A 23,062-nucleotide genomic window follows, 5' to 3' on the forward strand; every position below is an offset into this window, starting at 1 on the left:
TCTGTGGCAATCAAAATAGAGATGGAGTCCGTTGCCTCAGAGCTGATAGTTGGGATCTTGGGAAAAACGAGATTCATCATCAGCTGAATAAGGACTTGGCGACGAGGGAATCAAACGTTGATTGAAATCTTGGAGAGGGTTTTCAAGCATAGCCAGCAGAAAATCTATCCCGAACTGCAAAAATCGCTCGTATGTTTCCTCGAAGTGGATTCGATAGGAATTATCTTTTCCCTCCAAAATTTGCTTCCAACCTAATATGTCATATCGCGCCAAGGAGCTTCCAAGAAATAGGGTTAACACATCGAGGAGAAACGCTGTCGTGGGCAAGCCGCGATATTTATGGAACCCATGCCACTGACGCACCGCTTTCAGGCGCGTCCCGAACTCGAAGTTCGCGAGTTCATCTAAAGTGATTTTGGTAATTGGCCTTCCCAATTCATTCTTTCCGAAATTCGCCAGCAGTTCTCCCGAGGCCACATGGGCAACCGGTTGGCAAGAATAGGTTACCAAGGGAGAGAAACAGTTTGGCTGTCCCGTAAACAGAAAACAGGTTGTTGAGACTCTCGGAAACAATCCAGCTTTCGCAATAGTGAGCTGAGTATTCCGGACATCACCAGCCCTATGATTACAGGTCAGCCCATGGCTCCGGCTGTCACACTCCCACTCGAGAAACGCTCGACTATACACACCACAGAGATGAGCACAGGAGTAATAAAGCAGGATTGGTTTAATCAGCGGATCAGCACGCTCCCCTATTTCGGCAAAGTTAAGGGCAGCATCGACTCTTAGCGCTTGCTCCTCAGCGAAAGATGCGCTGACAGCCGTGCGAAGCTTTGGTCTTGGTCCTGGAGAGCCAAGTGCCTTGTGACGAGCATAGTAATGTGCAACCTCTTCAGGAAATCGAGTAGCGGGCAACGCCCAGCAGCGACTTCCTGTCGCGCTATGCAATTTAGCCAAACCTGCGGAGAGGACAGCTTGAGCAGAATTCGGCAAACGGAGCAATCTGCGCCGCTTGATGATTAATGGCTTAGCTTTCTGATCGTATAAATGAAGCACTTCTAGAGCGCCACGCCCCTAAGCTCCGCTTACATCGCCTCCAAAATCGCCCGCTTCACCGAATCCAAAGTTGCATCTACCGTCACCGGCTTGGCCGTGCACTGGGAGATGGCCGTGTCGGGGTCCTTGAGGCCGTTGCCGGTGAGGGTGCAGACGATGGTGCTGCCCTCGGGAATGCGGCCGGACTTGATGTCGTGCAGCGCGCCTGCCAGGGAAGTGGCCGAGGCCGGTTCGCAGAAGATGCCTTCCTTTTCCGCCAAAAGTCTCTGCGCCGCCAGGATTTCCTCGTCGGTAAAAGGCGCGAACCAGCCGTCCGATTCCTTCTGCGCTCGCCAGGCGCCGTCCCACGACTGCGGATGACCGATGCGAATGGCGGTAGCAACGGTTTCGGGATGATCCACGAACTCGCCGCTGACGAAGGGCGCGGCGCCCGCGGCCTGATAGCCGCACATGATCGGCCGTTTGTCGGTGACCGGCGCGTGGGTTTCGGTGCCGAGAGCGTATTCGCTGTAGCCCTTCCAATAAGCCGTGATATTGCCGGCGTTGCCGACCGGCAGGCAGTGATAATCCGGAGCGCGGCCGAGAGTATCGACGATTTCGAAAGCAGCCGTTTTCTGCCCTTCGATGCGATACGGATTGATCGAGTTCACGATGGTCACCGGCGCATGGTCCGCGATCTCCTTGACCAACTGCATTCCGGCGTCGAAATTGCCGTTAATCTGAATGACCTCGGCGCCGTAGATCATGGCCTGGGCCAGCTTGCCCATGGCGATCTTGCCTTCGGGGATCAGCACGAAAGCGGTGATGCCGGCACGCGCGGCGTACGCGGCCGCAGCGGCCGAGGTATTGCCGGTGGAGGCGCAGATGATGGCCCGGCTGCCCTCGTGCACGGCCTGGGTCACGGCCATGGTCATGCCGCGGTCCTTGAACGAGCCGGTAGGATTCAAGCCTTCGAACTTGACGTAAATATCCACATCCTTGCCGATCAGCGTCGGGATGTTGACCAACTGGATCAGCGGCGTGTTGCCCTCGCACAGGCTAATGGGCCGGGTGTCCGGGGTTACCGGCAGGCGGTCGCGGTATTTTTCGATAAGACCGGTATAGCGGGTCGAATATGCCATGATGAGTCTCTAAGCGATTTGTTTAAAAACTTGATTATTTTGCTCGATCGCACCAGTAACCGGGCTCGCGATGCAGGTGGGCAATAGCCACAATCAGGATTTCGTGGTCCAAGAGCTGATAAATCATGCCGTAGGGAAAACGCTTCGTCCGATAACGCCGGGTGTTTTCGCTAAAGCGGTGCCAAGCATGAGGAAACCGTTTGACATTCTCGATGGCTTCGCGAATTTCCGACAAAAACTGAATACCTAAGCCGGGCAGTTGCGATTCATAGTATTCCACGGCTTCGTCCAATTCCTTCTGTGCCGGAGCGAGAAACCGGACATTCATTTAACGGAATACTTCGCCATCACATCTTCCATCGAGACGGATTCCATTTTTCCGGAGCGATAGTCTTCCAGACGCCTTTCTGCCTCTTCGGCCCACAATTTATCGATGGCCTCATCCGGCTGGTCAAGACTATTTAAGACTCGTTCGATCAACTCGATTCGTTCGCCGGGGGGCAGAGCCAATGCCTGCTTGATTAAATCGTTTGTCGCTGACATATCATTTTCCTCTGGCGCAGTTGCGATATCGCCTGTCATAGATAGAGAAGCATCACGAAGTTCATAGTTCGTCGATCTGAGGCGAGCAAGAGTATCTTCCGCAATGTTCAGTTTCCCTCGCCTAAATTAGGCTGACATATGCTGCACCCCCCCCCCTACGAGATTTCGGAAAGAAACAGTTCCTTCAATTCTTTAGTCAAAGATGGCTGAACGTTATTTGGTGGCCCGTAAAAATGCTGCTTCTCGGCATCTAAATCAAAATTAGCTGGCGGTTTGCCACCGCGTCGCTCATCCCAACGCTGCCCATAATCATCCCACCCGTACAAATACGTCCATCCTCTTTCATCGTGCGGATATGGATTACCTTCATGTGGCTTCTCGAAAATCTCAAACATCTTGTGTTTCCGTCCGAGGAGATATGCCTCTCGAATTTCCCATTGGGTTGGGTTGGGTTGCGTTTATATCGGAGTGCCATTGGGTAATACCTCGAATTGGAATGTTACCCCAGTGTTTCCAACCGAATCCGCTTCACCGGTCCGTTTATGACGGACAGCGCCTCGATCTCCCGAATGGCGCCGTTCAGCTTCCGCTCCTGAACCTTCTGCGTCAGCATGATGACGGGCAGATGACTTTCGCCGTTCGGCGGCTCTTTCTGGATAATCGCTTCAATACTGATATTGTGGTTGGCCAGAATACGCGTCACGTCGGCCAGAACGCCGGGCTTGTCCTCGGCGCTGAGGCGGAGATAGTATGCCGTTTCGACATCTTCGATGGGCAGAATGGGAATGTCGGAAATCGCCTCGGGCTGAAAGGCCAGATGCGGCACCCGGTTCTCGGGATCGGAGGTCAATGTGCGCACCACATCGATGATGTCCGCCACGACCGACGAGGCCGTGGGCTCGGCCCCGGCGCCCGCGCCGTAGAACAGGGTCGGGCCCACTGCGTCACCCTTGACCAGAACGGCGTTCATGACGCCGTTGACGTTGGCGATCAAGCGCCGCTCGGGAATCAAGGTGGGATGCACCCGCAGCTCGATGCCTTTTTCGGCGCGACGGGCGATGCCGAGCAGTTTGATGCGATATCCCAAGGCTTCCGCGTAGGCCACATCAAGCGCCGTGATGCTGCTGATGCCCTCGGTCCAGACCTTGTCGAACTGGAGAGGAATGCCGAAGGCGATGGAGGCCAGGATCGTCAGCTTGTGGGCGGCATCGATGCCCTCCACGTCGAAGGTCGGATCGGATTCGGCATAACCCAGCGCTTGCGCCTCCTTAAGCACATCCTGAAAATCCCGCCCCTTTTCGCGCATCTCGGTCAGGATGAAATTGCAGGTGCCGTTGATGATCCCGGCCAGCCACTCCACCTTGTTGCCCGAAAGCCCTTCCCGCACCGCCTTGATGATGGGAATCCCACCGGCCACGGCCGCTTCGAAAGCCACCATCAGCCCTTTTTCGCTGGCCTTGGCGAAGATCTCGTTGCCGTGGAGGGCGATGAGCATCTTGTTGGCGGTGACCACGTGCTTGCCGGCGTCCAGCGCTCGCATTACCAGATCTTTCGCCGGGTCGAGACCGCCGATCAGTTCCACGACGATGTCTACCTCGGGATCAGTAACGACTTCGTACGGGTCCGTAGTCAATCGGATGCCGGCAGTGTCGCAAATCCGGGAACGGTTGAGGTCTCGAGCCGCCACGACGCTAATGTGGATTTCCCGGCCGGCTCGGCGCGTAATTTCGCCGGCGTTCCGCTTGAGGACCTTGACCGTGCCGCCCCCGACCGTGCCCAAACCGAGCAAACCGATATTTACGGGTTTCAAGACGCTCTCCTGTGTAGCAACAAAAATGCCGAAATTATACCGAGTTATCCTTGCGCATCATATGTCGTATTCCTCGGATCGCCTGGCGGGTGCGGTGTTCGTTCTCGATCAGGCTGAAGCGGACGTGATCGTCCCCGTACTCGCCGAAACCGACGCCGGGAGACACCGCCACCTGGGCCTCCAGCAGCAGTTTCTTGGCGAACTCGAGGGAACCCAGATGCCGGTACTGCTCCGGAATGGGCACCCAAACGAACATGGTGCCTTTGGGTTTTTGGACCGTCCAGCCGATGTTGTCCAGCCCTGCGCACAAGACGTCGCGGCGTACGCGGTAGGTTTCCCGGATCTCGGCGACGCAGTCCTGAGGCCCCTCCAGGGCGGCGATCGCGGCCACCTGGATCGGTGTGAACGTGCCGTAGTCGAGATAGGACTTGATGCGCCCCAAAGCCGCGACCAGTTCGCGGTTGCCGCACATGAAGCCCACCCGCCAGCCGGGCATGTTGTAGCTCTTGGAGAGCGTGAAGAACTCGACGGCGATGTCGGTGGCTCCGGGCACCTGCAGGATGGAAGGCGCGGCATATCCGTCGAACACCAGGTCCGCGTAGGCGATGTCGTGCACGACCCAGATTTTGTATTCCCGAGCCAGCTCGACGACCTTTTCGAAGAACTCCAATTCCACGCATTGGGTGGTCGGATTGCCGGGGAAGTTCAGAATCAGCATCTTGGGCTTGGGCCACGAGGTCTTGATGGCTTTTTCCAATTCATCGAAGAAATCCACGCCCGGCACCAGCGGCACGTGGCGCACATCAGCCCCCGCCAAAACGCAGCCGTAAGGATGGATGGGATAAGCCGGATTCGGGACCAGCACCGCATCGCCCGGCCCCAGGGTGGCGAACATCAGATGGGCCAGGCCCTCTTTCGAACCGATGGTGACGATCGCCTGGGAGTCGGGATCGAGATCCACGCCGAAACGGCGCCGATACCATCCGCAGATGGCTTTGCGAAGACGGGGAATGCCTTTGGAAACGGAATATCGGTGGGCGGTTCCTTTCTGCGCCACCTCTACCAGTTTGTCGACGATATGCTGCGGCGTGGGCCGGTCGGGATTACCCATGCCGAAGTCGATGATATCGACACCCTGGGCGCGCTCCTTGGCCTTGAGTTCGTTAACGATATTGAAAACGTAGGGGGGCAGGCGCTTGATACGTTGAAATTCTTCCATCCAGGACTCTTTGCGTAGGGGGTATTTTTTAAGCGGAATGCGTAGGCGCGTGGCCAAACAACTTAAAGTACCGATGCGCTTTTAGACTGTCAACGGCGCTTTGGGCCTGACAGGCTAGCCGAATGCGGCCAGCCGTGGGAAACTGCGCCTGCATCGCGATCTAACTTTACGCCATCCATGAAACCCCAGCTCCCCGTTGTCTTGTGCTTGTCGGGACACGACCCCACCGGCGGCGCCGGCATTCAGGCCGATATCGAGACCGTTTCCCGATTCGGCTGTTATCCCTGTTCGGTGCTGACTGCTTTAACCGTTCAAGACACGCATAACGTCCGCAAGATCTTGCCGCAAAGGTCCGGGGAATTTCTGGAGCAAGCGCGCACGGTGCTTCTGGATCTGCCCGTCGATGCCGTCAAGATCGGTCTTCTGGGAAGCGTCGACATCGTTTATGCAGTAGACGAGCTACTCAAGACCGCTGGCGGCATTCCGGTCGTTTTGGACCCGATTCTGGCGGCGGGAGGCGGAACAAACCTGGCAAACGAGGCGCTGATCGAAGCGCTAATAGAGACGCTGATTCCACGAGCGACGGTGCTGACGCCGAATTCGCCCGAGGCCAGAAAATTGACGGGAATGGAGGATCTGGACGATTGCGCCCGCGCGCTCCTCGCACTCGGTTGCCCGAATGTCTTGCTGACGGGGACCCATGAAGGGGATGACGAAGTCATCAATCGCCTTTACCGCAGCTCCGGCAAGACAACTTACCGTTGGCCGCGCTTGCCGGGAAGCTATCACGGCTCGGGCTGCACCCTGGCATCCGCCGTCGCCGCCTTGCTAGCCCGAGGCCGGGACATCGAGTCCGCTGCGTCGGAGGCTCAGGATTTTACTTGGCAAGCTTTGAATAACGGATTTCGGCTGGGCGGCGGACAACTGCTCCCCAATCGGCGTTATTCCGCGCCGTGAGGAGAGTCGTTTCGCACTGCGTCACTCGGTAGGTCGGGAATCCTTTCCCGACGTTAACAGCGCGCTTGTCGGCAAGGGATTGCCGACTTACGACTTTATTAACCCGGCCTATAAATATAGGCCGGGTTAATCCGGGGCAGGGATGCCCCGGCGCGGCGACAAGCCGCGTGAGCCCAGGCCGGGCGTGTACCGGCCTGGGCAGCGGCCCGAAATACCAGGAGGGTATTTACGGGCCTGATTAATAATCACCCCGCGACTTGAATGCGGTCTACCACATCGTGCACGCCGGGGACGTACCACGCGTCGAGCACCGCCAGGCGCCTCTCTTCATCGCTGGCGAGATATCCTTCCAGCGTTACCGTTCCCTGCTCGGCCGTGATATGGATCTGCGGCTGATGAACCAGAGGGTCTTTTTCGAGCACCATGAGCACGGCATCTGCCAGCTCGCCATCGGTTTCCTGCTCGGGAGGGACGACGTGCAGCAAGTTGACGACCGATTCGCAGCCGGCCGCCCACCACGCGAGCACCTCTGCGAAGCGGCGATGAGACAGGCTGAGCACGGTGCCCGACAACGTGACGGTTCCATCCTGCACCTCGATCTCGATGCGCTGCTCGCCCCAGTCGCCTTCGCTGCGATCGGGCCATTCGCTGCGACCGACACGAATCGTGTCGAGCCGGTCGCTTTCGCGCACATAGAGGCCGCATTCCCGGAAAACCGGCTCCTGCTGCAATAGGTTAATGATCTCGTCGCGCAACCCGCCCTCCCTCTCGGAGGGAGGCACGGCGACACGCAATCGATCCACGACCGGTGAATTGTCCGCATGGCGATACGCAGCGGCGTGCGCAATCCGTTTTGCCGCGATGTCGCCGACCATACCCTCCAAGACTATGGCACCGTCCTCGACATCGACACGGATTGGATAGTCGTGCAGATTGACCCGGGTGTCATGTTCCAGGTCGGCCAATATGGCCTTGATTCGATCAGCATGCGGATTGGTCGGCATATCGCCCTCCTTAACTCCGAATTGCGCGGGCGCTGTTCGATGAAACAGACGAATCTTTCCTAACCCACAACATGGTGTTTTCCCTCCACGGCCACCGAACTCGCCTGAGGCCCCTGCTCGCCCATTTCTTCAACGAAACGGACGGTATCGCCGATGCCCAATTTGTCGAAATCGCCTTGCACCACGCTGTTCCGATGGAAATAAATCAGGCGCCCGTCCGGTGTCTCGATCATCCCATAATCGCCCTCCGGGTTGATTTGGGCAATGCTTCCATGCGGCATAACCTCGTGGGCCTTGATGTCCTGCCGAACGCGCCGGGCGTAATCCTCCAATTGCCGGCGGGCGGCGTCGAAGGCATCGCGGATCGCCACGTAAGCATCCTCGTGCGCATGATCTTTGCCGGGATCGCGGCTGACCACCAGTTCATCGCCCGGCACGGTGATATCGATTCTGACATGGTAGGTATTGCCTTGCCGGTGGTGGCGATGAAGTGCTTCGACCATCACCCGGCAGGACATGATATGCTCGAAAAACTGATCCAGTTTCTCGGCGCGGTCGTGAACGGCTTTTTCCATCGCCTCGGATGGCTCCATATTTCGAAAAGAAATTTGTAACGGCAGTTGCATGCTCTCGCTCCTCAATCCGATCCAGAACTGTAGTTATCCACAGATTCGGCGGAAAAGCATGACGTAAAAGCCCGTACCCCTTGCGCCTCCATGAGGCAGCCCGGAAACCGCCGGTCGGCGATACTTCGCCACACCGACAATCGCGGATCGCGGGGACCTCAACGTGACCAATTCACCCGAAGGAGATACTCCTCCTCCTGATAGGAAAAATCGAGATCGCCCTTGTAGGCGTGCTGGACGGCTTGCCCGGCCGCCCTGGCGAGTTGGGGATTGGTGAATGTCACCAGCATGCCGCCGTTCTGTTCCTCGACGGCCATGATGCGTTTCAGCGGGTGTTCGGCCTTCTCCCTTTCCTCCACATTACGGATGAGATGCAGAATCTCATCTTTGTGTTGAGCCAAAAACTCGCCCGCCAAAGTCAGAAATCCGGCCGGACATTTGTCATGGATACGATGACAGGCGGGACAAAGCGACTCGTTCGCGCCAGCAGGCGCGTCCGACCATTGCCACCGGCCGTCGTGATAAACCGCTCGGCATTCCGGACAAACCGTAGGTTCCGGCAATTTTTGCCGTATTTTATAGGTGTCGTGCTCATGCTCACGGATCAGACGATCTTGGCGATCTCCGTGGTATAGGTTGGGTGGTTGAGTCATGACGGAATCTCCCTGCTTGGATATGTCGCCCGCAAACCTGATGCGAAGTATTTCTTCCCACGCTTGAAATCGACGGCGAATCATCGGGCCATTCGGCTTCGATTACAGATTGAAGAATATGCCTCTCGAACAGGCGCAGCAATACTCGATCGGACACGAGTGCGGCATTTAAATTCACAGATCCTATATTTCACGGGCGAAGGCCACGGACATCGTTTTTGCTCGTTCCCGCCGCGATTTCAGGCGAAAATAGCCGCACTACCTTAGACATTTGAATCGCTACAATCGTGAACCTTCGTATCGCTATCGCTCAACTCGACTTTCTGGTCGGCGACCTTCGAGGCAATGCAAGCCGCGTGCTGCACACCGCCAGCGAGGCCCGCGACCGGCTTCGCGCTCATGCCGTGGTTTTCCCCGAACTGGCCCTGGCGGGCTATCCGCCCGAAGACCTGATCCTGCGCCGCGATTTCATGGCGCAGGCCGAGCGCATCCTCGAAGAAATAGCGGGGCAAGTGCACGGCATCGACGTCATCGTGGGTTTTCCGGAGAACCGAACCGGGATGCCTTACAACAGCGCCGCCGTGCTGCGGGACGGCAAGATTCACGCGATCTACCGCAAGCATGCCCTGCCCAATTACGGTGTGTTCGACGAGAAACGTTATTTTCTGCCCGGATCCGAACCCTGCGTGTTCGACTTACAGGGTGTGCCGGTGGGGATTACCATTTGCGAGGATCTTTGGTTGCCCGGTGCGGTGGAGCAAGCCGCGCAAGCCGGCGCCAAGCTGATCCTGAACATCAATGCTTCGCCCTATCACGCCAATAAAATCAAGGAACGAGAGGCAGTCGCCCGCGAGCGCATCGCAGTGACCGATGTCCCTCTGGTTTATGTCAACTTGATCGGCGGGCAGGACGAACTGGTCTTCGACGGCGCGTCATTCGTGATGAACCGGGAAGGAACCGTGACCTTCCGCGCGCCGGAGTTTGAGGAAGCGCTGTTACCCGTCGACTTTGCCTGCGGAGACGCGGTGGAGCCGATTGCCGACGGCGTTACCGAACCGTTGACCGAGATCGAAAGCATCTACAAGGCTCTCGTTACCGGCATCCGCGATTATGTCGGCAAAAACCGTTTCCAAGGCGCGGTGCTCGGATTGTCCGGCGGCATCGACTCGGCCTTGACCTTGGCTCTCGCCACGGACGCTTTGGGAGGCGATAAAGTCGAAAGCGTTTTGATGCCGTCGCGTTACACCGCGGCGATGAGCATCGAGGATGCCCGCTTGGAAGCCGAGGCCCTGGGCTGCCGCTATCACATCATTCCCATCGAACCGGCCTTCGATGCCTTTCTCGGTATGCTCGAGGAGAGCTTTGCCGGCTTGCCGCCCGACACTACCGAGGAAAACATCCAGGCGCGTTGCCGGGGCGTCATTCTCATGGCGTTTTCCAACAAGAAAAGGAAAATCCTCCTCACGACCGGCAACAAAAGCGAAATGAGCGTGGGCTACGCCACGCTGTACGGCGATATGGCCGGCGGATTCGCGCCGTTGAAGGATGTCCCCAAGCTTTTGGTGTACCGCTTGGCGGAATACCGCAACAGCCTCTCGCCGGTCATTCCGCAACGGGTGATCGAGCGTCCGCCCTCCGCCGAACTCAAGCCCGACCAAAGGGACGAGGACTCGCTGCCGCCCTATTCGATTTTGGATCCGATCCTCGAAATGTACGTGGAGCACGACAAATCGGTGGACGAAATCATCGCCGCCGGATTTCCCGAGCACGAAGTCAAGCGGGTGGCGAAGATGGTGGACAGCAACGAATACAAGCGTCGCCAGGCCCCGCCCGGCGTCAAGATCACGCGCCGCGCCTTCGGCCGGGATCGGCGGTATCCGATCACATGCGGATATGGGCGATAGGGAAACAATCGGACGAACGACAGTTACGACCCGAACGACATTTTCGATTGTGCTAAGGCAAAAAAAGAAGGCAGAACAAAGTGCTTGGGGGGGGATGGGGGTGTTCTGCCTTCTGGGGAAGTCTTACAGCGGTCCGGCTTACGGCCCGCTTACCACTTACGGTCGGAGGAAAACTCTCGAACGCTTGCTATCGGCTGACATCGCTGATGTTTTCTTCGGTCCGGAATATTTCCTTGCGCCTATGCCCGGCACGAAGATCCGCCTTGCGTCCTTATAAGTCACCTCCGCGAAAATCACTTACATCAACACGTCTCAATCGGTGCCGTCGTCTCATTCGCGAACTTGGGCTTCTCCCGCCTTCGTCGTTCGCAATCACTCCTCGACAGGCGAAAAAAAAGAAACATCCCTATTTCAACTCGCATCCCATCGATCGACTCCTTTCCACTAGGGCGGATATCACCGTTCCATGACCGCCATTCCAATCAGATTCGGAACATTCCGACTCCGTTCAGAAGGTTCCGAATCACTCACGTCGGACGGAACATCCAATCCCGTCGGGACCACCCTGTCCCTGGCGACATCCTCACTCCTTTCGCCACATCCTAACTTCCTAGCGGAAACTCCTGTCTCCGGCTCGGTGCCGTGTCGTGGTTTTCACCTCCGACGACGGTTGCTCTCGAGTGGTTGCTATTAAACCGTGGTTAACTTTCACCGAGAATACGGATGAATTCGTACGTGATTTCGCACAAAGAGGAAGTTCACTTTCGAAAAGCCACGGCACGACCGATTCGGAAGCCGGTGGATTCCGGCAAAGTGCGCTGCCGCCAGAAAGGCGTCCGCCGCGATATGGCGGCAGCGCGGTTCAAGTGGGCGAATCACTTTGGGTTACGCCGAAGCGGTTCCTAAATGACGTCGACCAATCATGATCAGGCCGGACAAAGCAGACCCCAGTAGCCAGACCGAGGCTGGCACCGGAATCGGCGCGACAGCGCCGCCTGGACTTACGTCAATCCTCAAGCTGCCGAAGTCTTTCTCGATCCAGGCAAAACCGTCCGCAGGCGCATAAGCCGCAAGAATGTCTTTTATCGTCAGCTCGATTTCGACAGCGTCAGCGGCCACAGAGTTACTGGCAGTCAAGTCCCAAGGGCCTCCGTTGGTGCCGTCGTCAGCTCCGAACGCGGAGAATGTCTCGGCCTGTGTATCGCCGATGGATTGATGGGTTTCCGGATCTACAATCCGCAGAGATGAGAAAGCCGATACCCAGGAGCCGTCTCCGGTTACTTGATAAACGCCATTCTGACTCCAGCTCACGTCGGTAATCGTCTGATCAGGTATAACCGGTTTAACCGTGGCTCTGATTGTGAATCCGGCAATTTCGGTATCGACCTGACCAATACCATTGCCATTGCCATTGTCGGCCTGACCAGCACCGACAGATAGCGCGTCGAATGTCAACGGGCCAGGATTGAAGTTAAGACTGACGCCGGTGTCGTCCCGAACGACTTCCGGGTCTCCAAGTGCGCCTAGATCACCCTCCACCAGCGTGAAGTCGATGATATCGCTCGTCCACGTCTGTGCATGGGCAGGCGCCCACGCCAATCCCAGCGACAGCACGGCAGCTGGCGGGATGAATGTCTTTAGCTTAAACATAGTGCCTCCAACACTTTTTTCCCTAAACGCCACCCGATTTGTAAAGCGGACCGCAACGTTTCCGTTACGCCGCCAAACCGGATAACAGCCACTTTCCCTTGGCAACTCTGGACGCCTCGTGTCCGGCAGGAGGGTGACTACCCACCATGACGGCACCGTGGCTTGCCACTCAAGCTCCGAAGGCTATCGACATCATCGCTCAATCCTTTCTCGGCCGAGAGCGAGGAGAGTCGCGCCCGCGGCTATGCGTCACAGAGCAGCTAGGTTGTTGACACAAATCGGCAGGAACCGACTGTGATCCACAAAAAAACGGGCCCTCTCGCCCATAGCGAAGAGAACCCGCTTTCTCAGGATAACGCCCCACCAGAGGTGGGTTTCGCAATCGAAACGACCGGCTGGACCGAATCGATTGCCAACGAAAATCATGATCGCCGAGCTCCGCTTGTTGGCATGCATTTCCGGAATTACCCCTTTTCGGAACTGTCCCACTAACGTTCATGAACGGACCGGTAAGCAGCCAAATAAGCGAATCCAAGAAATTACATTTAAACGCCTATACCCCCTCTCCGAAAATACGCGCAAACTCGTAAGTATCTTGTCACGAGACCGTCACATTATCGAAAAACAAGCAGCCGTCCGCCGAGCCTCAGTCGGGCCTCAGCGTCGCCAGCAACGCGCTCAAAATTTCAGGGTCGACCGGTTTCACCAAGTGATGATCGAAACCCGCGGCCTTCGAACGGGCGCGATCGTCCGCCTGGCCGTAGCCCGTAACGGCGATCATCAGCGCCTTTTGCAATCCCGGTAACCCTCGCATTTGCTTCGCGACTTCATAACCGTCCATTCCCGGCAATCCGATATCGAGCAGCACTGCCTCCGGCTGGAACTCCGCGGCGACCGCGAGAGCGCCAGGGCCATCGAAGGCGGTACGCACGTCGTGTCCGTCCAGGCTAAGCAGCAATGCCATGCTTTCCGCGGAATCGACGTTATCGTCGACCACCAGAACCCGAACGCCAGCCAAACTCGATGCGGATTCGCCGCCTGCCGACCCCGAACCTTCATGAGTCGGCGCAGCCGCCATCCGCGGCAAATGCACAATGAACTCGGCACCGCTGCCGGACCCCGCGCTTTGTGCTAACACTCTCCCCCCGTGCATTTCTATCAGCCGCCGCACCAGTGCCAGCCCGAGCCCAAGCCCGCCCTGGGAACGATCGAGCGAACGGCTGCCCTGGGTAAACAACTCGAATATATTCGGCAAAAGTTCGACGGGAATTCCCATGCCATTGTCGCGCACCCGTACCAACACTTCGTCCGCAGAGCTTTCGACGATCAGATCGATACACCCGCCGGCATCCGTGTACTTGGCCGCGTTATTCAGTAGATTGGCGATCACCTGAACAAGCCGCGTCAGATCGCCTTCGACTTGCACCGGCTCCTGCGGCAAATCAACGGTCAGCTTGTGCCGGCGGGACTTGATCAACGGCAGGCTGGTTTCGACCGCCCGATCGATTACGGCCGAGATTTCGACCGCCGTCTTTTTCAACACGATGGTACCGCGGGTAATGCGGGAAATATCCAGCAGATCGTCGAGCAAACGGCTCATCTGGATCACCTGCCGGCCGATCACGTCACGCGTCCATTTCAGCTCGGGGTCGGTCAGTCCCAATTGGCGCAACACCTGCACGGCATTCCGGATCGGCGCCAGCGGATTCCGTAGTTCATGGGCCAGCATGGCGACGAACTCGTCCTTCAAGCGGTCGGCCTCGCGCAAGGCCTGTTCCGCCTTTCGGTGATCGGTCACGTCGATTGCCATGGAGGCAAGGAATGGCCTTCGATCGGGCAAACGCATGGGAGCCGACCCATAAAACAGCCAGCGCCGCGGCTCGCCTTTCTTGGTCCACACCGTAATCTCCTCGGGCTCCGCAATCGAGCCTTCGGTAAACCGCCGATGTGTTTCCGCCAGAATGCTGTCCACCGCTTCCTCGGGAATCCGTCGCCCCTTCAGAAACCAGGCTCGCGCATCGGGAATGTCCTCATGGGTCCACCCCGTCAATTCGGTGACCGCACAACTGATTTCGAGGATCTGGCCGTCCATGGCGTGGACGAAAATCGGGATCGGCGCCTGTTCGACCACCCGGCGGAAACGCTCTTCGCTCTCGCGAAGAGCTTCTTCGGCCTGCATGCGTTCGGTTATATCGCGCACGATACCCAGTATTGCCGGACGCCGATTGAAATGTATGCGGCGCGCGCAAAGTTCGACGCAGATGCGTCGTCCGTCCCGGTGCAGGAACGCCGCCTCGCGACGCCAGGGAGACTCAAGTCCCTCGGAGCCGCTCTGTATGAATAGTTCGCTCCACGATTCGAAATCTTCGGACGCGATCACCGATCGAAACGACAAGCCGATACAGTCCTCGCCCGTATAACCCAGCAAGGCCGACAACGCGGGATTCGCGAAGACGAAACGGCCGTCGTGAGCCACGAATACGCCGTCATCGAGAGAATCGAGCAGCGTCTTGTATTTCGCCTCGCTTTCCGATAGCGCCTGGGCGGCCTCCCGGCGCACGTTTCTGAGCTCGATATGGGTCGCTACACAGGCCAGTAGCTGGCGCGCGGAGAGGGGCTTGATCAGATAATCGTCCACGCCGGCGTTCAATTCTTCGCTACAGGTTTTTTCCTCCGAGCGCGCCGCGGTCAGAATCACCGGGATGTGGTGAATCTTGGCGTTGCCCTTCAATGCGTGCAAAAGCACGGGACCGTCACGCTGCAGGGTCCTGAGGTCGGCCAACACCAGGTCGGGAGGATCACTCAGAACGGCATCAAGCGCTGCCGTGCCGTTGGTTACGACCAGGACCTCGTAGCGATCGCCCAAAAATCGCTGGAAATAACTGCGCATCTCGGCGCTGCCCTCGACGATGAGCAGACGGGCATGCCGCTTGTGCCGTCCGCCCCTCCGGACAACTGTGGGCACCGAAACGCTGTCCGTGCTTTGCTGGCGAAAACTAGACTTCGGGACTATGGCAGCAGCGCTATTGTTGGATAAGCGCCGCGAAGTGCTGAATGAATCGCGGGAGGGCGGGGTAGGATTGTTCTTACGAAACACCCGGAGGTGGTCGCTGAAGCCCTTGCCCGCAGCGGCCGATCTTCCTGCGGCAATTTGGTCATCCTTCTCCATGCTGGTCATCCTGTCGTGTTTATGAGCTGGCGAACCATACTCGAAACCATAAATTCTACCCGAAACGGTGTCCATTCCAAGGGTTCCGAGCATGCATAATCCTCTTATTCGATTGCTTTTACCGCAATTCGGCTGAGCGAATCAAGCCTCCCCAAAAATCGAGCCGCTTGTTAGCCATCCTCGGCGATATCCGACTTCAACACGTCGAATTCATCGAACGCGATATTCAGACTAAGTGCCAAGTTGAGAATGCTGGCAAGGGTGGTGCTGGCAAAGATGCACAGCATGATGGCAATCTGATATTTCACCGCCAGCCACGGTTCGCTGCCGCCCAGGATCTGGCCGGTCATCATGCCGGGCAGCGATACCAGCCCCAAAGTCGCCATGCTGGCCAGGGTCGGGTTGATCGCCGCTTTGACGGCTTCGCGAAAATAGGGCCGTACCGCCTCCCAGCGGGTGGCGCCGAGCAGCAGATAAGTCTGGTACTCGTTTTCGTTTTTCTTGAGTGCGGTATAGAAGCGCTCCAGTCCGATGACATTTCCCTGCAGGCAATTGCCGAGAATCATGCCTGCGAGGGGAACCAGATAGCGCGCGTCGTAATAGAGCGGCGGCCGTATCACCAAAAACAACAAATACGCCGTGGAAAACAGGACGCTGGCGGTCACCGCCGCGAAAGTGGCGGCGAAGAAGTAACGCCGCTTCAAGCCGGCGCGCTTCAGAATCGACCAATCGGCTACTACCAGCATCACCAGAACCCAAAGGCCGTTCAGCCAGGGATTATTGAGCGTGAACAATGTCTTCAGATAAACGCCCACCAAGGCCAATTGAAGGCTCATGCGGAGGATGCCGGTCGCGATCGCCCCGCTCAAGCCCAGTCCGATCAGTCCGAGCAGCAGCCACGGCAACAGCACGACGCCGTAAAGCACCGTCATTTGCGGCAGGGCGATATCAAGCGTTTCCATCGCGACGCGTACGGATCAGGCGCCCGCCGTCCAGTTCCAAAACCACATCGCAGCGCGTGTCCCAGTCGGGATCATGGGCCACGGAGAGCACGGTGAAACCGGGATCGCCGAATACGTCCAGCACCGTCCGCTTGCTTTCGGCATCCAGGGCGCTGGTCACCTCGTCCAGGAGATAGAGATTTTTCCCCAGCAACAAGGCACGCGCGATGGCGATGCGCTGCTTTTCGCCGCCTGAAACGCGGCGGCATTCCTGCTCCAGAATATCCGGGGACAGGTGAAGACGCGCCAGCGCATCGATCAACCGACGCTCGGACGGTTTATTTTCCCGATGCGTCTCGAATTGAAACGGCAACATCAAGGCTTCGCGTACCGTTTCGGCGCCGAGGATCGGCTCTTGCCCGATATAGGCTGCGCGGCGCCGGATGATTCGCACGGCCGACGGATCGAGCGGCTCATCGTCGAACAGAATTCTTCCCCCGGCCAGCGGATAAAGTCCCAACAAGGTCTTGAGCACCGTGCTCTTGCCCGAGCCCGATCTGCCGCGGAGCACGGCCTTTTCACCCGCGCCCAGCGTGAAGCTGAGATCGGTCAGGATCGGCTTGCCGCGTACCGATACCGAGACCCGGTCGAAGCGGATCAGCGTTGCGTTCGCCGTCCGGCCATCGACCGGTTCATGTACCCGGTTACCGGGCGGCATCGCCCACGAACGGATTGGTGCCGCGCTCGTCGCCGAAGGTGGACGCGGGACCGTGGCCCGGAATGAAAACGATATCGTCGCCCAAGGGAAAAAGCCGCTCGCGGATGGACCGCACCAGCGTGCCGTAATCGCCCCCGGGAAAGTCTGTCCGCCCGATGGAGCCTTTGAACAGCACATCCCCGACAATGGCGAGACGTTCGCCGGAGTGGAAAAAGACCACGTGGCCGGGCGTATGACCGGGGCAATGTATCACTTCGAGGGTTTGATGCCCGAACTCCACCGTATCGCCGTCCTCCAGCCAGCGGTCGGGGGTGAAGGTGGCTGCCGGCGGAAAACCGAACATCTCGCATTGCTTCGGCAAAAGATCGATCCAGAACCGGTCTTCCTTCTGCGGGCCTTCGATCGGAATTCCGAGCTGCCCGGCCAAAGCCGCCGTGCCGCCCACATGGTCCACATGGGCGTGAGTGAGCAAAATCTTGACCAGCGTCACGCCGGCATCTTCGACCGTCTTGAGGATTCGATCGAGATCGCCGCCCGGATCGACCACGGCGCCTTCCATGGTTTCCTCGCACCAGAGGAGCGAGCAGTTTTGCTGAAATGCCGTGACGGGGATGACAGTTGCTTTCATGTCGAAGTCGGGAATTTGAGTTCAAGGGAAGATGATACCGGAAGAAAGCAAACGTACGGACCTGTCATCAGGCGAGAACGGTCGCCGTCCTTCGCCCAGGTTCAGAGTCGTAGGTCGGCGATCCTTTGCCGACGTGCCGGATTTGCCGGGAAAGGGTCGCCGATCTCCAAACTTCGGCCGGGTTCGGCCCCCTGTGTCGGCAAAGGATTGCCGACCTACAAGTTGTCGACGAATCCGTAAGGCTAAGGCTCGATCTCCATCAAGACCTCGTTGGGATTCACCCGGTCGCCTTTCTTGACGTGAATCGCGGCGACCGTGCCGCCGACGGGGGCCTGGATTTCCGCTTCCATCTTCATCGCCTCGGTGACCAGAACGCCCTGCCCCGCGCTCACCTTGTCCCCCGGCTGCACCAGGATATCGACGATATTGCCCGGCATCGCGGTCACCACATCGCCCGGTTTGCCCGGCACGGGACGCCCGCTTGGCGTGACGCTCCGCCGGTAGCCGCTCAGCACCTCGAGATCCACTTCCTGAGGCACGCCGTCCAAGGTGATGTAGAACCTCCGGTGGTGCGGATCGTTGAAATTGGCGCCGGTGATGTGGACATCGTATGCCTCGCCGTGAACGAACACCTTGAACTCGGTGGGCACGTCGCCGCGCTCCGCCGGCTGGGACGGCGCCTCCGGCGGAGCCAAAGGCTCCGGCTGGAGCCGGCCTTCGCGCCGCTCCTGAAGGAATTTCCGGGCGACCTCCGGAAACATCGCATAGATCATCAGATCGGTCTCGCTCTCCGCCAGATCGCCGATCTCCGCGCGCAAGTTGTCCAGTTCCGGCGGCAGAAGGTCCGCGGGGCGGCATTCGACCGGTTGCTCGCGGCCGATGGCGCGGCGCTGGAGGTCCGGATCGACCGGTGCCGGCGGGCGGCCGTAACCGCCCTGGAGATAACGTTTGACCTCGTTGGTAATGGACTTGTAGCGCTCGCCGGTGACCACGTTCAGCACCGCCTGAGTGCCGACGATTTGCGAGGTCGGTGTCACCAGGGGCGGATAGCCGAGGTCGCGGCGCACCCGCGGGATTTCGTCGAAAACGTCGAGGATGCGGTCGAGCGCGCCCTGCTCCTCCAACTGCTTGGCGAGGTTCGACATCATCCCGCCCGGCACCTGGTTGATCTGAACGCGGGTATCGACGCCGGTGAATTCGCTCTCGAACCGGCGGTATTTTTTTCGGATCTCGGCGAAATAGGCGGCGATGTCCTGCAACAGTTCCAGATCCAGGCCGGTGTCGTGGCGGGTGCCGCGCAAGGCGACCACCATACTCTCTGTCGGAGGATGGCTGGTGCCGCCGGCGAAGGACGAAATGGCCGTGTCGATGTGGGTGCAGCCGTGCTCAACCGCCTTGAGTTCGCACATTTCGGCCAGCCCTGAGGTGGCGTGGGAATGGAGATGCAGCGGCACGCTCAGGCTGGCCGAGAGCGCCGAAACCAGCTCCGCCGTGGCCATGGGCGTCAGGAGTCCCGCCATGTCCTTGATGGCGATGCTGTCGGCGCCCATCCGGACCAGGGCCTGGGCCTGCTCCACGTAAAGGTCGACGGTGTGGACCGGGCTCAGGGTATAACAGATGGCGGCCTGGGCGTGCTTGCCCGCCTCCTTCACCGCCCGGATGGCGGTCTCCAGATTGCGGAGGTCGTTGAGCGCGTCGAAGATGCGGAATACGTCGATGCCTTCCTTCGCCGCAAGCCGGACGAACTCCCGCACCACGTCGTCGGAATAATGCCGGTAGCCCAAAAGATTCTGACCGCGCAGCAGCATCTGCAAGCGGGTATGGGGCAAGGCGTGGCGGAGCTTCTTCAGCCGTTCCCACGGATCTTCCTTCAAAAACCGCATGCAGGCGTCGAAGGTGGCGCCGCCCCAGACTTCCAGCGACCAATAGCCGACCCGGTCCAGCTTGTCGCAGATGGGCAGCATGTCCTCGGTGCGAAGGCGCGTCGCGATCAAGGACTGATGGGCGTCGCGCAATACGGTGTCGGTGATGTAGACCTTGCTCATGATGGTTTCAAAGCCCCACGTGGGCGGCGATGGCGGCCGCGACGGCCAAAGCCGCGTCGTCGTGGCTGCGTTTCAGTGAATAATTCAGGAGTTCGGGATGATCCTGCAGAAATCCGGTGTCGAAGCGCCCGGCGATGAAATCGGGATGATCGAGGATTTCCCGGTAGAACGGCATCGTAGTCCTCACCCCGCTGATGGCCATATCGCCGAGCACCCGACGGCCGCGGGCCAGCACTTCAGTCCAGGTGCGGCCGCGCACGATGACCTTGGCGCACAGCGAATCGTAATAGGGTGGGATTTCGTAACCGGTATAAATGGCGGTGTCGATGCGGACGCCGGGACCGCCGGGCGCGTAATAACGCGTGATGCGGCCGTAGCTCGGCAGAAAATCGTTTTTCGGGTCTTCGGCGTTGACTCGGAATTGCATGGCATAGCCGGCGACCTTCACGTCTTCCTGGCGGAAAGGCAAAGGTTCGCCGCTGGCGATGCGGATTTGCTTCTGCACGATATCGAAACCGGTGATTTCCTCGGTAATGGTGTGCTCCACCTGCACTCGCGTGTTCATCTCCATGAAATAAAATTCGCCCTGCTCTGTGAGCAAAAATTCCACCGTCCCGGCGTTCCGGTAATTCGCGGCGCGGGCGGCGCGCACCCCGAGCTGGCCCACGTACTCCCGCTGTTCCGGCGTGAGCTGGGGCGAGGGCGCGATTTCGATGAGCTTCTGATTGCGGCGCTGAATCGAGCAGTCGCGCTCGTACAGATGGACCACGTTGCCGTGGTGATCGCCCAGCACCTGCACCTCGATATGGCGGGGCCGCTCGATGCACTTTTCCAGAAACACTTCGGCGTTGCCGAACGCCTTGGTGGCCTCGGAAATGACCCTTTCGTAATTCTGGCGGAGCTCTTGGGGCGTATCGCAGCGCCGGATGCCGCGCCCGCCGCCGCCCGAAGTCGCCTTGAGCATGACCGGATAACCGATGCGTTCGGCTTCCTTCAGCGCCCGATCGAGACTGTCGACGTTGCCCTCGCTGCCCGGCGTTACCGGCACGCCGGCGCGGATCATGGTCTCGCGGGCCACGGTTTTGTCGCCCATGCGCCGGATGGTGTCGGCGTCCGGACCGATGAAAACAATGCCGCGCGCCGCGCAGGCGGCGGCCAGTTCCGGGTTTTCCGACAGAAAGCCGTAGCCCGGATGCACGGCGTCGCAGCCGGTTTCCACGGCCAGGTTGACGATGCGGTGGGGATTCAGATAGCCGGCCAGTTCTTCCGAACCGATGCAGTAGGCTTCGTCCGCTTTTTTCACGTGGAGCGCGAAACGGTCGGCCTCGGAAAAAATGGCCACCGAGCGAATATCCATTTCGGCGCAGGCGCGAATGATGCGCACCGCGATTTCGCCGCGGTTGGCGATGAGAATTTTCCGAATCATGTGGTTTCTCGTAGATCGGAACCGATTTATCCGAATGGAGAAATCCTATTCTACAGAAACCGAATGCCAAGACCAGCTGGGCAATGCCTTGTTTTTATTATGGAAATCATAAGAATTTCGAATGCACGAGCGGGGAAGAAGATTTCCGAGACTCGTTCGAGCGGATACGGAAAACCATCGCCCCGCACCGCAAGCCGACCACCGCCGTCGATTCAGCCAACATTCCTTAAAGTGCCATCCGGCCGTATCGGGAGAGAATCGGCCGGCATCATTTGCATGGTCGGTTGCCGCCGCCCGGATCGCCCATGAGCAGGTACAGCACCCGGTCGTCGCCGCGGCGGCCGGCGCTGTAGTCCGCCAGAGCGGTCTCCAATTCCCCGTTGGGTCCCGCCGAAACGAGCCGTGCATTGCCCGGCAGCCACACATCACCGCTGTCGCCGCAGACGCCGTTGCGGTTCAGATCGTCGCAGGGGATCTGGAGCAGGATCGGATTTCTGCAATAGCGCTCGGCGTCCGAATTCGTGCATTCGGGCGCATGGCGTCCGAATCCGTCGAGAACGCCCGTGTCGCCGTTGGCCAAACCGTTGATGAAACGGCTGCTGTCGCAGCTCGCGTCGGAGAAGCTGCAATGGGCCTTGCGGACGTCGATCCGTACGCCATCCGTCAGGTACGGGCCGCGCCAGCCGCGCCCGCTCGCAGGATCGAAGGTCCGAAGATGCGGCGGCAATGACGCCGGGTCGAACAGGTCGCGGATCGAGCGCGGGATCTCGCCGACGTCGGCACGGTATCCCCCAAGGCCGGCCCGTCCGCCCAGAATCGCCGTGCGGATGGCGCCCAGGCTGGCGTCGGTGACAGCGCATTCGGCCGCGAAATCGTCGCCGCGCACGAGCGACATCACCACGCCTATCGATACCGAGACGATGACCAGTACGGCCGCGCGCTCGGCCAGAGTCATCCGGCGGCGCGCCTTGAAAAAGCGGTGTAGCGGTTGGTTCGACGCGATCATGTGCGGTTTACTTGGTTGGTCGGATCAGCACCGGCGAGACTTTGATAACAGAAAGCGTGCCATTGGTTTAAACGATTGATTTGCCGCACTCGGTTTGATGAGCACGGCGAGTCCGGTTCGTGCGCCCTGGACAAAACGCCCGGTGGCACACGGGAAATAGCACAGAGCACCGGGGCGAATGGCGCACATCTCGCGCGCAGGGTACGAAAGTAGATCGGAAATCGCTTTCAAACGCAAACGGCTGCCGCCGTCGCAACGCTTCCGGGTACTACGGTTTCGTCGGCAAATGATACCAATCTGCGACAGCTGACTCGCGTCTATATTTTTTCGGCGCAGGAACCCGCCATGAAGGCTGCTTTCCAACCCATGCAGAACACCCCTGCTGCGACAAACGCTTCAGCGCTTCGTCAACGCTCTGGCGAATCGCCGACCGACCGCGGTATTTGCCACATCCGCCCCCGTGCCGGCCGCAAGATTTGGTTCTGGGCTGCATCGCCTTAGCCGTAACTCGTGGCGGAAATTCAAGCATCTACCAAATCTTGCCTTCCTTAAGTCGCCAAAAGTGAGCGATATCCCTCACAAAAGC

The 23,062-nt window shown here is 58.9% G+C and carries 20 protein-coding genes; 2 read left to right on the top strand and 18 right to left on the bottom strand.

The window, feature by feature from the left end:
- Positions 1-36: 36 nt before the first annotated feature.
- The 7 genes from ACWJJK_RS20345 to alaC form a co-directional block, all read right to left on the bottom strand.
- A complete protein-coding gene (locus ACWJJK_RS20345) occupies positions 37-1,056 on the bottom strand; it encodes a YaaC family protein (protein WP_156880588.1) in 1,020 nt (339 codons plus the stop codon).
- A gap of 29 nt (positions 1,057-1,085) precedes the next feature.
- Positions 1,086-2,177 (bottom strand): threonine synthase, encoded by a 1,092-nt coding sequence (gene thrC / locus ACWJJK_RS20350; RefSeq protein ID WP_454128427.1) that lies wholly within the window; start codon positions 2,175-2,177, stop codon positions 1,086-1,088.
- A gap of 34 nt (positions 2,178-2,211) precedes the next feature.
- On the bottom strand, positions 2,212-2,505 hold the full coding sequence (locus ACWJJK_RS20355; protein ID WP_454128428.1) for a type II toxin-antitoxin system RelE/ParE family toxin: 294 nt from the start codon (positions 2,503-2,505) through the stop codon (positions 2,212-2,214).
- Entirely contained in the window at positions 2,502-2,720 is a 219-nt protein-coding gene (locus tag ACWJJK_RS20360; protein WP_133718760.1) for an addiction module protein, read from the bottom strand. The genes ACWJJK_RS20355 and ACWJJK_RS20360 overlap by 4 nt, the downstream gene beginning before the upstream one ends.
- Before the next feature lie 155 nt (positions 2,721-2,875).
- Positions 2,876-3,115, bottom strand: coding sequence for a hypothetical protein (locus ACWJJK_RS20365; protein ID WP_454128429.1), 240 nt, complete (start codon positions 3,113-3,115; stop codon positions 2,876-2,878).
- Between the two features lie 104 nt (positions 3,116-3,219).
- Entirely contained in the window at positions 3,220-4,530 is a 1,311-nt protein-coding gene (locus ACWJJK_RS20370) for a homoserine dehydrogenase (protein WP_133718738.1), read from the bottom strand.
- Positions 4,531-4,564: 34 nt separating this feature from the next.
- Positions 4,565-5,749, bottom strand: a complete 1,185-nt coding sequence (alaC, locus tag ACWJJK_RS20375) for an alanine transaminase (protein WP_077728648.1) — start codon at positions 5,747-5,749, stop codon at positions 4,565-4,567.
- A gap of 177 nt (positions 5,750-5,926) precedes the next feature.
- Between alaC and thiD the strand changes: the two genes are divergently transcribed.
- On the top strand, positions 5,927-6,706 hold the full coding sequence (gene thiD, locus ACWJJK_RS20380; protein WP_133718739.1) for a bifunctional hydroxymethylpyrimidine kinase/phosphomethylpyrimidine kinase: 780 nt from the start codon (positions 5,927-5,929) through the stop codon (positions 6,704-6,706).
- A 245-nt stretch (positions 6,707-6,951) separates the two neighbouring features.
- Here thiD and ACWJJK_RS20385 read toward each other — a convergent pair whose 3' ends face one another.
- The 3 genes from ACWJJK_RS20385 to ACWJJK_RS20395 form a co-directional block, all read right to left on the bottom strand.
- The gene (locus ACWJJK_RS20385) at positions 6,952-7,710 is read right to left on the bottom strand and encodes a BON domain-containing protein (protein WP_077728646.1); all 759 of its coding nucleotides are present in this window, start codon (positions 7,708-7,710) and stop codon (positions 6,952-6,954) included.
- Positions 7,711-7,769: 59 nt separating this feature from the next.
- Complete coding sequence (locus ACWJJK_RS20390) at positions 7,770-8,336, bottom strand: HPF/RaiA family ribosome-associated protein (protein WP_077728645.1); 567 nt, start codon at positions 8,334-8,336, stop codon at positions 7,770-7,772.
- Positions 8,337-8,494: 158 nt separating this feature from the next.
- Positions 8,495-8,989, bottom strand: coding sequence for a BCAM0308 family protein (locus ACWJJK_RS20395; protein ID WP_077728644.1), 495 nt, complete (start codon positions 8,987-8,989; stop codon positions 8,495-8,497).
- Positions 8,990-9,276: 287 nt separating this feature from the next.
- On the opposite strand from ACWJJK_RS20395, the gene ACWJJK_RS20400 reads away from it, so the two are divergent.
- Positions 9,277-10,893, top strand: a complete 1,617-nt coding sequence (locus ACWJJK_RS20400; protein WP_454128430.1) for an NAD+ synthase — start codon at positions 9,277-9,279, stop codon at positions 10,891-10,893.
- A gap of 885 nt (positions 10,894-11,778) precedes the next feature.
- On the opposite strand, the gene ACWJJK_RS20405 is transcribed toward ACWJJK_RS20400, so the two are convergent.
- From ACWJJK_RS20405 to ACWJJK_RS20440, 8 genes are all read right to left on the bottom strand, one after another.
- A complete protein-coding gene (locus tag ACWJJK_RS20405; RefSeq protein WP_133718743.1) occupies positions 11,779-12,543 on the bottom strand; it encodes a VPLPA-CTERM sorting domain-containing protein in 765 nt (254 codons plus the stop codon).
- Between the two features lie 646 nt (positions 12,544-13,189).
- On the bottom strand, positions 13,190-15,712 hold the full coding sequence (locus ACWJJK_RS20410; protein WP_454128431.1) for a hybrid sensor histidine kinase/response regulator: 2,523 nt from the start codon (positions 15,710-15,712) through the stop codon (positions 13,190-13,192).
- A 170-nt stretch (positions 15,713-15,882) separates the two neighbouring features.
- Positions 15,883-16,674 carry an ABC transporter permease gene (locus ACWJJK_RS20415; RefSeq protein WP_077728637.1) on the bottom strand — a complete coding sequence of 264 codons (792 nt, stop codon included), beginning with the start codon at positions 16,672-16,674 and terminating at the stop codon, positions 15,883-15,885.
- The gene (locus ACWJJK_RS20420) at positions 16,661-17,371 is read right to left on the bottom strand and encodes an ABC transporter ATP-binding protein (RefSeq protein ID WP_077728636.1); all 711 of its coding nucleotides are present in this window, start codon (positions 17,369-17,371) and stop codon (positions 16,661-16,663) included. Before ACWJJK_RS20420 ends, ACWJJK_RS20415 begins: the two co-directional genes overlap by 14 nt.
- A complete protein-coding gene (locus ACWJJK_RS20425) occupies positions 17,358-17,999 on the bottom strand; it encodes an MBL fold metallo-hydrolase (RefSeq protein ID WP_077728635.1) in 642 nt (213 codons plus the stop codon). Before ACWJJK_RS20425 ends, ACWJJK_RS20420 begins: the two co-directional genes overlap by 14 nt.
- Positions 18,000-18,241: 242 nt before the next feature.
- Positions 18,242-20,044 (bottom strand): sodium-extruding oxaloacetate decarboxylase subunit alpha, encoded by a 1,803-nt coding sequence (gene oadA, locus ACWJJK_RS20430; RefSeq protein WP_454128432.1) that lies wholly within the window; start codon positions 20,042-20,044, stop codon positions 18,242-18,244.
- Between the two features lie 7 nt (positions 20,045-20,051).
- A complete protein-coding gene (locus ACWJJK_RS20435) occupies positions 20,052-21,470 on the bottom strand; it encodes an acetyl-CoA carboxylase biotin carboxylase subunit (protein ID WP_434131818.1) in 1,419 nt (472 codons plus the stop codon).
- A 268-nt stretch (positions 21,471-21,738) separates the two neighbouring features.
- Positions 21,739-22,476, bottom strand: coding sequence for a hypothetical protein (locus ACWJJK_RS20440; protein WP_454128433.1), 738 nt, complete (start codon positions 22,474-22,476; stop codon positions 21,739-21,741).
- Between the last annotated feature and the right edge of the window lie 586 nt (positions 22,477-23,062).

This window comes from Methylocaldum gracile (genome assembly GCF_053646815.1).